This window comes from Mesorhizobium sp. Root102 (assembly GCF_001425625.1).
Taxonomy (GTDB): domain Bacteria; phylum Pseudomonadota; class Alphaproteobacteria; order Rhizobiales; family Rhizobiaceae; genus Mesorhizobium.
Genome location: NZ_LMCP01000037.1, coordinates 1 through 12,951, shown reverse-complemented (window position 1 = coordinate 12,951; position 12,951 = coordinate 1). Strand labels below are relative to the sequence as shown.

The window sequence follows — 12,951 nt, the reverse complement described above, 5'->3', positions numbered from 1 at the left end:
CGCGTCGCCCTGCGATGCGAAAAGACCGCACGAAACTTCCGCTCAATCGTAAGCTTCGCCGCAGGCCTATGCTTGATCAAATTCGTCCACACGGCCTAGGCATGTCGATATTCAGGTGATGCCGGCCTGCGAATGACGGCTTTGTGCGCTTCCGGTGCTCACGTACCCCAAAAGCACGCTGCGCTCCGATTCTCGAAATCCATCATTCTCTGCTTGGCCTGACCTGAATCTCGACATGCCAATCAAGCGGCGGATCGGGGCTGATCTGTGCACAGCGGCCGGCTTTGCGGCGCAAGCCGCTTACCGCGCTTGACAGCTTGCTGAAACCAGACTCTCTGGAGCCTATGCGGGACGCGAAGCCGAACAAGGAAAAATCGCCTGGGAAAGCGGCCTCCGCCGAGCGTCCGGCTGGCGTTCGCCGACCCGACGCGGCGCGCATTCCAGGGTCGAGCGTCCATGCCTCGCTGGCCAGCGAGATTGGCCTGCGGATCGTGCGCGGCGACTATCCACCCGGCACCATCCTGCCCAACGAAGCGAAATGGTCGGAGACCTTCAGCGTCAGTCGTTCGGCGGTGCGCGAAGCGATCAAGATGCTGATGGCCAAGAGCCTTTTGGCCTCACGCCCCAAGATCGGCAGTTGGGTCGAGCCGAAGGAACGCTGGAACCTGCTCGATCGCGACGTGCTGGCCTGGTACGCGACGTCGCCGGACCGCGAGGTGTTCCTCAAGACCGTGCAGGAGTTCCGCCACATCATCGAGCCGGAAGCGACGGCCTTTGCCGCCATGCGGCGCACCGACGAGCAGATGGCCGAGATCAGCCAGGCCTGCCGCGAGATGCGAGAGGCTACGAGCCTGCAGGAGCGCACCCGCGCCGATACACGCTTTCACCTCGCCATCCTGCGTGCCTCCGGAAACGACCTGCTGGTGCCGCTCGGCGTGCTCATCGAATCCGCCTTCGATCATCTCTTTGCCTATACGACGCGAGAGGTCGACGATCTCAACCACGCCCAGAAGCTGCACGAAGCGATCGAGAAGAACATCCGCCTGCAGCGGCCGGACGCGGCGCGCAACGCGGTGCGAAAGCTGCTCGCCAACACGGACGGCGTCATACGCGCCCGCTAGGGGCTATCGGGTCGCTTCTAACCGTCTTTCTCGCGCCCGAAGGCGGTGCGCAGCTCATCCTTGGCTTTCTCGAGCACTTGCCTGCGCGCGGCGGGCAGGTTCTTGCCGGCGCGGTTGATGTAGAAGTTCAGCATCGACATGGCCGACTGGAACGGCTCGGCCTTGCGCCGGTCACTGTGTTCGGCGGATCGCTTGAGCGAGGCGGCGATCTTCCTCGCGTCATCGAACTCAAAGACATGGTCCTCGATATCCATTGCGTCACTATGCTCGGTCACCTCGGCCGACCATTTTTTCTTGGTGGCGGTCATGGCTGGACTCCTTTGCGGGTTTGCCTGTTGGGAAACTCCGCATATTGGCATCGGTTCCTGCATTTCCCTCAGGCCTGGAGCCACGGATTTGCCCGCTGTGGCGCTGCTGCGGCCTGAGAATGCGCCGATAGTGGCGCAAACGGCGGCCGATTTTCGAGACCGTCGGCTAGGAGACGCGTTGACCCGAACCGACTTGAGCCGGCCGAGCCCCGGCATCGACAGCTCCTATGCCTGGATGCGGCTTGCCATCTCGATGCTGCTGGCGACGATCGGCGCCGTCGGCATGTGGGCTGTTGTCGTCGTGCTGCCCGCTGTGCAGGCCGAGTTCGGCGTCGACCGCGCCGCGGCCTCCATGCCCTACACCGCGACCATGGTCGGCTTTGCCGCCGGCAACGTGCTGATCGGCCGCGCCATCGACCGGATGGGCTACTGGATTCCGGCGTTGATCTCTTCGATTGCGCTTTCCGCCGGCCTCCTGCTCGCGGCGCTATCGACCTCGATCCTGCAATTCACCCTTGCTCAAGGGGTGCTGATCGGCGTTGGCACGTCTGTCATCTTCGGGCCGCTGATCGCCGACATCTCCCACTGGTTCAACCGCCGGCGCGGCGTCGCCGTCACCGCGGCGGCCGCCGGCAACTATCTTGCCGGAGCGTTGTGGCCGACCATCATGCCAACCCTGATGAAGGCGGAAGGCTGGCGTTTCACCTATGCGGCAATCGGCATCTTCTGTCTGGTCACCATGGTGCCGCTGGTGCTGTTGCTGCGGCGCGGCGCTCCGAAGGCGTCCGCCGCCGGTTCGCCCGGAAGCCGAGAGGTGCAGCCGATCTCGCTGTCACCGGGGGCGCTGCAGGTGCTGCTGGTCGTCGCCGGGCTCGGCTGCTGCGTGGCGATGTCGATGCCGCAGGTGCATATCGTCGCCTATTGCATGGATCTCGGCTACGGCGTGGCGCATGGCGCCGACATGCTGTCGATCATGATGGCAGGCGGCGTCGTCAGCCGGCTGGCATCGGGCTTTCTCGCCGACCGTATCGGCGCTGTGTGGACACTGATGATCGGCTCGGTGCTACAGTGCCTGTCGCTGCTGTTCTACATCCCGTTCGACGGGCTTGCGTCGCTCTATGTGGTGTCGCTGGTGTTCGGCCTGTCGCAAGGTGGCATCGTGCCCTGCTACGCGATCATCGTGCGCGATTACATGCCGGCGAAGGAGGCTGGCCAGCGTATCGGTATCGTCATGATGGCGACGATCTTCGGCATGGCGATCGGCGGCTGGATGTCGGGCTGGATCTATGACCTGACCGGCTCGTACGCGGCTGCGTTCCTGAATGGTATCGCCTGGAATTTGCTGAACATCCTGGCGATCGGACTGTTGTTCTGGAGAGCACGGCGCAGCGCCGCCGTGATGGCCTGACAGGAGGCGGCGGTCGTCACACGCACGTAAGCCGGGCACGCGCGCCTTGGCTTGACAATCGGGGGATGTCGCGCGACGCCAGAAGGCAAGTTGGGGCGGCAAAAGGCCGGTGAGATGGAGACAGCAAAGACGATCGTATCGCGACCGCGCCCTGCCGGGCGCATTTCCAAGCGAGCGGGATCGTGATCAAGCCGCGCTCACGCCGGGGTGGCGGCCGCCCGACGATATCAGATGTCGCGCGCAGGGCCGGTGTCGGCGCCATCACCGTGTCGCGCGCCTTGCGCGAGCCGGAGCGTGTCTCGGAAGAATTGCGCCGCCAGATCCAGGCCGCCGTCAATGAACTGGGCTACGTGCCGGACCCGAATGCGCGGGCGCTGGCCTCGGCGCGCGCCGAAGTGTTCGGCGTGTTGGTGCCGTCGCTCACCAACAACGTCTTCGCCGAGGTGGTGCGCGGCATCTATGACAGCCTGTCGGCCAGTCCGTTCCGCATCCAACTCGGCAACACCCATTATTCCGGTCTCGAGGAAGAGCGGCTGTTGCAGCTGTTCGGCTCGCAGCGGCCGGCGGCACTCATCGTCGCCGGTATCGACCAGACACCGCCCTCGCGAAAGCTGCTGGAGAGCGCCGGCTGCCCGGTGGTTCAGGTCATGGAGACCGGACCCGATCCCGTCGACATGATGGTCGGCTTCTCGCATCTCGACGGCGGCAGGATGGCGACCGAACATCTGATCGAGGCGGGCTACCGCCGGATCGGCTTCATCGGGGCGCGCATGGATCCACGTTCGCAGCGGCGCCTTGCCGGTTATCGCGCGGCGATGGAGGATGCCGGCCTGTTCGACCCGCGCCTTGTCACCACCACACCGGTGCTATCAAGCGTATCGCTCGGCCGTGAGATGCTCCGCGACGCGCTGGCCAAGGTGCCGACCCTCGACGGTGTCTTCTGCAACAATGACGACATCGCGCTCGGCGTCTTGTTCGAGTGCCATCGCGCCTCGATCGCGGTGCCGAAGACGATCGGTATCGTCGGCTTCAACGACCTCGACATGATGCAGGTGGCGTTTCCATCGATCACCAGCATCCGCACCCATCGCTATGAGATCGGCAGGCGTGCAGTCGCCATGGCATTGGCGGCGATCGCCGGCAACAGGCCGGAGCAACGGATCGTCGATCTCGGTTTCGAACTCAAGCGCCGCGAGAGCACGGCGCGTTGAAAGACACAGAGGCGACTGTGCGAATGCCGGTTTACACACAAAATTGGTAGCGCTACCATCCCGAGACGGATAATAGGTCGCGCCTGTTTATTATACATAAGCGACAACTAAACCTTGTTTATTATGGATAATATGATAATTTTTGCCCCGCTGGCGGCGGCAAGGGAGGAACCGGGTCGACGACCACCGACGGCCAAAAACGCGCATGGCGAGGCGGGAGGTGCCGGTCCGTCGCGCGAAACTTCTCAGAGCGAAAACCACAATCAGAACTGCAATCGGGAGGAATATCGATGATCAAGTCAGTTGTTGGTGGCATCGTCGCCGCCAGTGCATTCGTCATGCTCAATTCGGCCGCCATGGCCGCCGGCCCCGAGATCGTATCGGGCCCCGCCGCTCAGGCGGACTGCTTCGCGCCGTGGAGCGCGGATACGAAATTCTTCAAATATCCCAAGAAGGAAGGTCCGTTCCGTATCGCCTTCGCCAATGGCTATATCGCCAACACATGGCGCATCCAGATGGTGCAGACGGCCAAGGCCTACGCGGCTCAGCCCGATGTGAAGGCCAAGCTCAAGGAATTCAAGGTCGTGTCGACGGGCGAGGATGTGCCGGCGCAGATTTCGGCGATCAACAATTTCATCGATTCCGGCTATGACGCCATTGTCACCGACGCGCAGAACCCGACCGCCTTTGGGCCAGTCATCAAGCGCGCCAAGGAAGCCGGCATCGTGCTGGTCGCCTTCGACAACATTCTCGACACCAAGGACGCCATCAACGTCAATGTCGATCAGAAGGGCCTTGGCGAATTGTGGGCCAAGTGGCTGGTCGCCAAGATACCGAACGGCGGCAAGATCCTCGAAGTGCGCGGCGTGGCCGGCACCTCCGTCGACACCGACCGCCACAATGGCATCCACGAGGTCTTCGACGCCTCCGGCAAGAAATGGGACGTCACCGAAGTCGCCGGAAAATGGGATGACGGCGTGGCGCAGAAGGTGACCGCCGATGCGATCGCCACCAACGGTCCGTTCGACGGCATCACCGGGCAGGGCGGCGACACCGGCATCGTGCAGGCGATGATCGACGCCAAGCATCCGTTCGTGCCGTTCGGCGGCGAGACCGAGAACGGTTTCCGCAAGTTCTGCGCCGCGCATTCGGCCGACGGGCTGAAGTGCTCGTCCGCAGGCTCGGGCCCTGCTCAGGTTGCCGTGGCCATCAAGACGGCGATTGCAGCGCTCGAAGGCGAGGTGGTGCCGCAAGAGGTGAAGCTGCCGCTGGCGATCGCCGAAGACCCGAACATGAAGGAAGGCACGGATTACTTCGCCAAGGAATCCGACAATTTCTTCGTCGGCAACTCGTTCCCGACCTGCGGCATCAACTTCAGCGCCCAGGAGATCATGGGTCAGACCAAGGAAAACCAGTAAATCATCACTGGCTATCGCCTGGTGCCGCAGCTTAGGCTGCGGCGCCTGTTTCCAATCCCACAATCGCCCTGGGAGGGCCGATGGACGGTGTGGCTCCGCTCTTTCGCATGGAAGGCATATCCAAGCGCTATGGCGGCGTGCGGGCGCTGGAAAAGGCCGAGCTTGTCGTGGAGGCCGGCAGCATCCACGCCATTCTCGGTGAAAACGGCGCCGGCAAGTCGACGCTGATCAAGGTCATGGCGGGCGTGGTGGCGCCCGACGAGGGCCGCATGACGCTGGACGGGCGCGAGGTGACCTTTGCCTCACCCGGAGCTGCCAACAAGGCCGGCATCGTCTGCATCTTCCAGGAGCTGTCGCTGGTCCCCGAGCTCAGCGTTGCCGACAACATCGTCATTTCCGACCCGCCCAAACGCTTCGGCATGATCGACCGCAAGGCGCAGCGCCGCATTGCGGAAGAGGCGCTGGCACGTGCGGGAGCGGCCGACATCCATCCGCTGGCTCTGGTCAAGGACCTGCCCTTGTCGAGGCGGCAAATGGTCGAGATTGCCAAGGCGCTGGCCCGCAAACCGCGCATCCTCATCCTCGACGAAGCAACCTCGGCGCTGACGGCGGCTGATGTCTCGAAGATTTTCGCGGTGCTGAAGCGGCTGCGCTCGGAAGGGCTGGCGCTGCTTTATATCTCGCACCGCATGAACGAGATCGCCGAGCTGGCTGACCAGTGCACGGTGTTCCGCAACGGCCGCAACGTCGCCAGCTATCCGGCCGGCTCGAAGAGCGACAATGAAGTGGTCGAACTGATGATCGGCCGCGAATACAGCCATATCTTTCCGCCCAAGCCGGCGGCCGTGCCTGCCACGGCCGCGCCCAGGCTCGAGGCCCGCAAGCTCTCCTGGGCCGACCGGCTGCACGACATCTCATTGACCGTCAGGGCAGGCGAGGTGGTCGGCCTCGGCGGTCTCGACGGCCAGGGCCAGCGCGAATTGCTGCTCGCCTTTTTTGGCGTGCTGCGCGGCCTCAGCGGCCAGATACTGATCGACGGCAAGCCTGTGTCGATCACCAGTCCATCCGTTGCGCGCGATGACGGCATCGGCATGGCCCTCATTCCCGAGGACCGCAAGACCGAAGGCCTGATGCTGCCGATGACGGTGCGCGAGAACCTGTCCTTCGCAGCGCTCGACCGGCTGTCGAACGCGGGCATCATCGACCGCGCCGCCGAGCAGCGGCTGATCGACGACATGGTCGGCCTTCTGGCGATCAAGACGGCGGGCCTCGACATCCCGGTCGGCGCGCTGTCGGGCGGCAACCAGCAGAAGGTGGTTATCGCCAAATGGCTGATGCGCCAGCCGCGCATCATCCTGCTCAACGATCCGACGCGCGGCATCGATGTCGGCACCAAGCAGGAGCTGTATCAGCTGATGCGCAAGCTTGCCGATGCGGGTGCTGCGATCCTGTTCTATTCGACCGACTATGACGAGCTGATCGGCTGCTGCGACCGTGTGCTGGTGCTCTATGACGGGGCGGTCAAGCGCGAGCTGGCCGGCGCCGAGATCACCGAGCGGGCGCTCATATCAAGCGCGCTCAACATCCAAGGCGAGGAAAGCCCGGTGGGCCTGGGAGCGGACGCATGAAGGATTGGCGCTACTGGCTGGCCGAGCAGCGCGGAACGCTGCTGGCGCTCGGCATCTTCATCGTCATGTTCGTCATCTACACCTCGAACCATCCGGCCGGCTTCACCGCCAATGTCGTGCAGACGGCGGCGAACAAGGGCGTGCTGCTGGCCTTCGTCGCCATGGCGCAGACGCTGGTGGTGATCACCGCCGGCATTGACCTTTCCGTCGGCATGATCTTCCTGCTTACCAACTGCCTCGCCTCCTGGCTGGTGGTGGGCACGCCGATGCAGACGACGCTCGGCGTCATCGCCGTGCTGGCGGTGGGGCTGCTGTGCGGCGCCCTCAATGGCGCCATCGTCATCTATGGCCGGTTGCAGCCGATCGTCGCTACCATTGCCACGGGCGCCGTCTATTACGGCATCGGCCTGTTGCTGCGGCCATTCCCGGGCGGCTCGGTCAATGAAGACCTGGCCGATGCGCTGACCGGCCGTGTGTTCGGTGTTGTGCCGGCGAGCATCGTCGTCCTGTTGGCCATCGTGCTGGTGATCTGGGTGCCGTTCAGCCGCTCGGTGCTCGGCCGCGCCGCCTACGCGGCCGGATCGTCGGAAACTGCGGCCTACATGTCCGGCGTGCCGATCCGGCGCGGCAAGTTCGCTGCCTACACTCTGGCCGGGCTGCTGGCGGCGATCGGCGGCCTGTTCCTGACCTTCTTCACCTATACGGGCGAGGCGGCCTATGCCAGCGGCAACTCCTACACGCTGTTTTCGATCGCCGCGGTGGTTCTCGGTGGCGTCTCGCTGTTCGGCGGCAAGGGCAGTGCCATCGGCGCGATCTTCGGCGCTCTGGCCTTCCGCACCATCGGCGACCTGCTGTTCGTCTTCGATTTCGATCCGCTCTGGCAGCCGCTGTTCCAGGGCGTTATCCTGCTGGTCGCCGTCAGCCTCGGCGCCTTCGCCCTGTTTCGGGTCCGTAATCGGCTGGAGTGGTTCCTGTGAGCGAAACGACGCTTGGCGGCATTGCCGGCCGCATGCCCAGATTCATCCGCCGCGCCGATCCGGCGGTGCTGACGGCCTTTGCCTGCATCGTGCTTTTGCTGTTCCTGGGCAGCCTCTATTCCAGAAGCTTCCTGTCGCCTGAATATCTGCTGCAGCAGCTCAAGGTGGCGTCGTTCCTCGGCGTCATCGCCACCGGCATGATGCTGGTCATCCTGCTCGGCCAGATCGACCTGTCGGTGCCGTGGGCGGTGGCGGCGGGCGCGATGATGGCCTGTGCGGCGGCCGCCTATGGCCCAGTCGGCGTGGCGCTGGCCATTCCGTTCGGCATTCTCTGCGGTATGCTGATCGGCGTCGTCAACGGCATCGGTGTCGCCTATCTCAGAATTCCCTCGATGATCATCACGCTGGCCACCAACGCCGTCGCGCAAGGGCTTATGGTCGTCTACACTGGCGGCTTCTCGCCACAGGATTCGGCGACGGGCGCGATGCGCTATCTAGCGACCGGCTTTGCCATTCCAGGCGTGCCCAACGCGGTCATCATATGGGCGCTGATTGGCGCTGCAATGGTGTTCGTGCTGACGCGCACCAGCTTCGGCCGCACCGTCTACGGCATCGGCAATCGCGAGCGCGCCGCCTATCTCTCCGGCATCGATACACGGCGCGTGGTGATGATTGCTTTCGCCGTCTCCGGCGGGCTCTCGGCCTTCGGCGGCGTACTGCTCGCCGGTTATGCCTCCAAGGCGGCGCAATCGATGGGTGATGCCTATCTGCTGCCATCGATCGCCGCTGTCGTGCTTGGCGGCACCTCGATCCTGGGCGGGCGCGGCTCGTATCTCGGCACCGTTGCCGGTGTCATCCTGATCACGCTGCTGCAATCCATCCTGTCGGTCATGCAGATGCCGGAGGCGGGGCGGCAGATTATCTACGGCGTCGTCATCGTCGCCATGCTGCTGCTCTACGGCCGCGCGCCGGCAAGCCGCTGACAGTGGACGAAAAGGCAGCACAGGCGCCAGTTGGCGCTACCGGCTCGGTGCCTCCGGCCATCGTGGTGATGGGCGTCGCCGGCTGCGGCAAGTCGGCCGTCGGTGTAGCACTGGCGGCCGCGCTGGGCGCTACCTTTATCGAGGGCGACAGGCTGCATCCGCCGGAAAACGTCGCACGCATGGCAAGCGGCGAGCCACTCACCGATCAACTGCGTGAAGGCTGGCTTGACGCGATCGGCGAGCGCATCGCGGCGTCGGTCGGGCAGGGCGAAGGCGTGGTTGCCGCCTGCTCGGCACTGAAGCGCAGCTACCGTGACCGGCTGAGTGGCTTCTGCCCGCAGATTGTCTTCCTCTACCTGCGGATCGACCCTGCCACGGCCAGGCGGCGCGTCGGCAACCGCAAGGGCCACTTCATGCCGGCGAGCCTGGTCGACAGCCAGTTCGCCATCCTCGAGCCGCCGGCAGCCGATGAGCGGGCACTGACGCTCGATGCGACACGCCCGGTCGGTGAAGTCGTCGCTGCCGCTGTCCGCCAGACGCGCCGGTCATGAGCCTTCGTCAGTGCCGATGCCGGTGCTGTCCTGAGCCTCGGTCAACCGCTGCCGACGGGACCACGTCATCATCTGCTCGGGGTAGCGCTTCAGCGCTTCCAGCAGGCGGTCGCGCTTGAGCAGGATGTAGAGCGCCTGCACGGCCATGTTCTTGGTTCCATCCCTGGCCATGTCCGTGGCCGGGGTGACCGACGCCTCCGGCGCCAGCGCGGGGCTGAGCACGGCACGGTATTCGATGAAGGGAACCACTTCAAAGGTCGACATGGCAAATAGGGCAGTTCTGCCCCTGGCGGCGAAATTCGCCGGCGCCGAGGCGAGATGGGTCCAGCCGCTTTCGCCCATGGCGGCCTCGGTGAAGGTCGTGCCGGCATGGATGGTGTTGGTCATCGTCACCACGCCGTTCTGCTTCAGGATCTTCTGGATGCGGATTGTGACTTGATAGGCGTCGTCGCGATCAAAGGCGACCCGGCTTTTCAGGTACCGGTTCTCGACATTGATCAGCGGCGGGTTGAGGAAACGCAGGCCGAATGCCGTTTCGGAAATACCATGGGTGTGGACACTCACCTGATGCGCCTCGATACGGGCCTCGTACAAAGCGCGCTTGCCGATGATGGTCTGGGCGGTGAACTGATCGCACCAGAGGATCGCGCCGTGGCCCTGCTGCAAGGCCGACTGCAGCCCGTCCAATCCCTCCAGCCGGATCGTCGGCGACCAGCGGCGAGCCACCAGATGTGCGGCGAGCTGCAGGCGGCGGCGATGGCGCGCAGCCAGCAATCCCTCGAACAGCTTGCGTGCATCGGTGCCGTCACCAAGCACCGAGCGTGTGGCGGCAGCGTAAGCGGGAAATTCCTTGCGCATATGGCGCTTCAGGCGAAACCTGGACATGCGGCCGCAGATCGGCGCCCACCAACGCACCGGCAGGGCCGTCGCGACCATGAGATAGAAGACGGACAGCAGGCTTTCGCGGAGGTCCCTGTTGGAAAAGCGGCGAAGCCGGCCGGGGTGAACCAGCTTGCGGGTGAAGAAACGCACCTCCTCGGCCCGTTCCGGGACGAAGACGTCAGCGATGATTTCAGTGCGGAAACTGGCTGCCGATGGCGGCTTGCGGGCCGCCTTGCGGGATTTTGCGAACCACGACAGCCTCATCGGTCCAGCCCGTTCTTCGAACCCCGCTTTACTGCGTCGGCATGGACCGCGCAACCTTGCGATGGCGAACGCGTCAGTGGTTTATATCTGCGACGTCAGCTCGACCGGAAAATCATCATTGTCGGCATCGCGCATGGCGGCGAGGCTGCGATTGTCAAGCACTTCGGCGATCGCCTGGCGCACCTCCAGCATCATGTGCCGGACCTGGCAGGTCGCCTCGTCGCAATCCTCACAGCGCTGGTATTGTGTGCGGCTGGCGCAGGGAATCGGCGCCAGCGGCCCGTCAAGCACACGCACGACATGGCCGATCTTGATTTCGGAGGCCGGCCGGGCGAGGCGATAGCCGCCTTCCTTGCCCTTGCGGCTCTGGACGAAGCCCGCATTGCGCAGCTCGCCCAGGATGGCATCGAGGAATTTCTTCGGAATGTTGTTGGCCATCGCGATATCGTTGACGAAGGCCAATTGGCCGACCGGCAGGCCGGACAGATGCACGAGGGCCTTGAGGCCGTATTTGCCTTTTTTTGTCAGCATGCCCAGATCAACCCATTGAAGCCCCAACCACTCGCATCTGGCGACTGTTTGTGTGCAAATAATGACGTTTTTCGCCACTCGATGATGTTTCGCGAAAACAAGCCGCCGGATCGCACGTTAGGCACAAACGCGTTGATTCTTTGTAACGTTTTGCACGGACGGTGCCGACGTCCCGCTGAAAACTAGATCGCCGGCGCGCGAAAACGAAAAGCCGGCAAAAGCGCCGGCTTTCTCATCCACTAGAGCAGTTCACCGTTTTGCGGAAACGGCGAACCACTCCAATTCTTTGTTTTGACGCAATTCCCGAGGGAAAGCGCTATGCGCTTTTCCTGGAATTGCTCCGGGGATGCCGCAACTCTTAGCGGCTGCCGTAGGTCTGGTCGAGCAGGCCGCCGGCGGCGAAATGCTCCTTCTGCACCTTGTCCCAGCCGCCGAAGACATCTTCGACCGTCAGCAGGCGGACATCGGGAAACTGGGCTTTGTACTTGGCCTCCACTGCTGCATCGCGAACCCGGGTGCCGTTCTGGGCCAGGATGTCCTGGCCCTCCGGGGTGTAGAGGAAGTCGAGATAGGTCTTGGCCAGATCGCGGGTGCTATGCTCGTCGGCGACCTTGTCGACGATCGCGACCGGGAATTCGGCCAGCAGACTGACCGAGGGCGTGACCTGCTCGAACTTGTCGTCGCCATACTCCTTGCGGATGCCGCGCGTTTCCGATTCGAAGGTGATCAGCACATCACCGATCTCGCGCTGCACGAAGGTGGTGGTCGCGGCGCGACCGCCGGTGTCGAAGATCGGTACGTTGTTGAACAGCTTGGTGATGAACTCCTTCACCTTGGCGTCGTCGTTCTTGAAGGCTTCCTTGGCGTAGGCGGTGGCCGCCAGATAGGTGTAGCGCGCATTGCCGGAGGTTTTCGGGTTGGGGAAGATCACCTGCACGTCGTCGCGCACGAGATCGTTCCAGTCCTTGATGTGCTTGGGGTTGCCCGCGCGCACCAGGAAAGACGGCAGCGAATAGAAGGGCGAAGCGTTATCGGGAAAATCCTTCTGCCAGTCGGCCGAGACGAGCCCCTTCTTGACCAGAAAGTCGATGTCGGTGATCTGGTTGAAGGTAACGACGTCGGCGCCAAGGCCCTCGGCGATGGCGCGGGCCTGCGCCGAAGTGCCGGCATGCGACTGATCGACGGTGACGCCCGGATGCTGCGCGATGAAAGCCTTGTTGACCTGCGCGAACAGTTCGCGGCCGACATCATAGGATGCGTTGAGCAATTTGTCGGCCGACCAGGCCTGGGAGGATGCGAGGAACAGGCTGGCGACGGTGGCAAGCCCGAGGAAAAATCGCTTCATGAAAACAGGCTCCAATGCAATGCGTTTATGATTGAATCATAGCCGTGGCGCGGTGTGGGCGACTAGGCACACGCAGCGGCCCTGTGAGGGTCCGGCGAGAAAAAATATCGCCGAAACAGCCTGAGACTAGGATTTTCACCCAAACGGATTCTCTTCGGGGGGCTGCAACGACGCTGATTGCGCGCACAATCCTTCCCGAGGCGATGTTTAGGTGACGGGATCAGGCCGCCGGAAACAGCTTCCAGCGTCCGGGGCGGAACGCCACCCGGCTTTTCTGGGCCGCGGGGTGGTCGACCGGCAGTTCGATTTCGACCCGCTGGCGCT

General features: G+C 63.7%; 12 protein-coding genes. 8 read left to right on the top strand and 4 right to left on the bottom strand.

Annotated elements, in window-relative coordinates; all coding sequences use genetic code 11:
- Window positions 1–344 precede the first annotated feature (344 nt).
- A complete protein-coding gene (locus ASD12_RS24370) occupies window positions 345–1,121 on the top strand; it encodes a FadR/GntR family transcriptional regulator (RefSeq protein WP_056592356.1) in 777 nt (258 codons plus the stop codon).
- A 17-nt stretch (window positions 1,122–1,138) separates the two neighbouring features.
- Here the strand turns inward: ASD12_RS24370 and ASD12_RS24365 are convergent, their stop codons facing one another.
- Complete coding sequence (locus ASD12_RS24365) at window positions 1,139–1,429, bottom strand: DUF3175 domain-containing protein (protein WP_056592352.1); 291 nt, start codon at window positions 1,427–1,429, stop codon at window positions 1,139–1,141.
- 178 nt (window positions 1,430–1,607) lie between these two features.
- On the opposite strand from ASD12_RS24365, the gene ASD12_RS24360 reads away from it, so the two are divergent.
- From ASD12_RS24360 to ASD12_RS24330, 7 genes are all read left to right on the top strand, one after another.
- Window positions 1,608–2,837 (top strand): MFS transporter, encoded by a 1,230-nt coding sequence (locus ASD12_RS24360; RefSeq protein ID WP_056592350.1) that lies wholly within the window; start codon window positions 1,608–1,610, stop codon window positions 2,835–2,837.
- A gap of 182 nt (window positions 2,838–3,019) precedes the next feature.
- Window positions 3,020–4,048, top strand: coding sequence for a LacI family DNA-binding transcriptional regulator (locus ASD12_RS24355; protein ID WP_056592348.1), 1,029 nt, complete (start codon window positions 3,020–3,022; stop codon window positions 4,046–4,048).
- A gap of 290 nt (window positions 4,049–4,338) precedes the next feature.
- Window positions 4,339–5,466, top strand: coding sequence for a sugar ABC transporter substrate-binding protein (locus tag ASD12_RS24350; RefSeq protein ID WP_056592345.1), 1,128 nt, complete (start codon window positions 4,339–4,341; stop codon window positions 5,464–5,466).
- Between the two features lie 80 nt (window positions 5,467–5,546).
- Window positions 5,547–7,094: a sugar ABC transporter ATP-binding protein gene (locus ASD12_RS24345; protein WP_056592341.1), complete on the top strand. Its 1,548-nt coding sequence runs from the start codon at window positions 5,547–5,549 to the stop codon at window positions 7,092–7,094.
- Window positions 7,091–8,071, top strand: coding sequence for an ABC transporter permease (locus ASD12_RS24340; RefSeq protein ID WP_056592338.1), 981 nt, complete (start codon window positions 7,091–7,093; stop codon window positions 8,069–8,071). Before ASD12_RS24345 ends, ASD12_RS24340 begins: the two co-directional genes overlap by 4 nt.
- Window positions 8,068–9,054 (top strand): ABC transporter permease, encoded by a 987-nt coding sequence (locus tag ASD12_RS24335; RefSeq protein WP_056592335.1) that lies wholly within the window; start codon window positions 8,068–8,070, stop codon window positions 9,052–9,054. The genes ASD12_RS24340 and ASD12_RS24335 overlap by 4 nt, the downstream gene beginning before the upstream one ends.
- Before the next feature lie 2 nt (window positions 9,055–9,056).
- Window positions 9,057–9,605, top strand: a complete 549-nt coding sequence (locus ASD12_RS24330; RefSeq protein ID WP_056592332.1) for a gluconokinase — start codon at window positions 9,057–9,059, stop codon at window positions 9,603–9,605.
- Here the strand turns inward: ASD12_RS24330 and ASD12_RS24325 are convergent.
- The 3 genes from ASD12_RS24325 to ASD12_RS24315 all read right to left on the bottom strand — a co-directional run bounded on the left by ASD12_RS24325 (window position 9,600) and on the right by ASD12_RS24315 (window position 12,627).
- Entirely contained in the window at window positions 9,600–10,751 is a 1,152-nt protein-coding gene (locus ASD12_RS24325; protein ID WP_056592329.1) for a hypothetical protein, read from the bottom strand. The genes ASD12_RS24330 and ASD12_RS24325 overlap by 6 nt on opposite strands.
- A gap of 81 nt (window positions 10,752–10,832) precedes the next feature.
- Window positions 10,833–11,282: an Rrf2 family transcriptional regulator gene (locus ASD12_RS24320; RefSeq protein ID WP_056592326.1), complete on the bottom strand. Its 450-nt coding sequence runs from the start codon at window positions 11,280–11,282 to the stop codon at window positions 10,833–10,835.
- 358 nt (window positions 11,283–11,640) lie between these two features.
- Window positions 11,641–12,627, bottom strand: coding sequence for a sulfate ABC transporter substrate-binding protein (locus ASD12_RS24315; RefSeq protein WP_056592322.1), 987 nt, complete (start codon window positions 12,625–12,627; stop codon window positions 11,641–11,643).
- Between the last annotated feature and the right edge of the window lie 324 nt (window positions 12,628–12,951).

Coding starts and splice junctions, on each gene's coding strand:
- ASD12_RS24325 (WP_056592329.1), bottom strand. CDS start 10,751: ATGAGGCTGTCGTGGTTCGCAAAATCCCGCAAGGCGGCCCGCAAGCCG.
- ASD12_RS24320 (WP_056592326.1), bottom strand. CDS start 11,282: ATGCTGACAAAAAAAGGCAAATACGGCCTCAAGGCCCTCGTGCATCTG.
- ASD12_RS24315 (WP_056592322.1), bottom strand. CDS start 12,627: ATGAAGCGATTTTTCCTCGGGCTTGCCACCGTCGCCAGCCTGTTCCTC.
- ASD12_RS24365 (WP_056592352.1), bottom strand. CDS start 1,429: ATGACCGCCACCAAGAAAAAATGGTCGGCCGAGGTGACCGAGCATAGT.
- ASD12_RS24345 (WP_056592341.1), top strand. CDS start 5,547: ATGGACGGTGTGGCTCCGCTCTTTCGCATGGAAGGCATATCCAAGCGC.
- ASD12_RS24370 (WP_056592356.1), top strand. CDS start 345: ATGCGGGACGCGAAGCCGAACAAGGAAAAATCGCCTGGGAAAGCGGCC.
- ASD12_RS24340 (WP_056592338.1), top strand. CDS start 7,091: ATGAAGGATTGGCGCTACTGGCTGGCCGAGCAGCGCGGAACGCTGCTG.
- ASD12_RS24350 (WP_056592345.1), top strand. CDS start 4,339: ATGATCAAGTCAGTTGTTGGTGGCATCGTCGCCGCCAGTGCATTCGTC.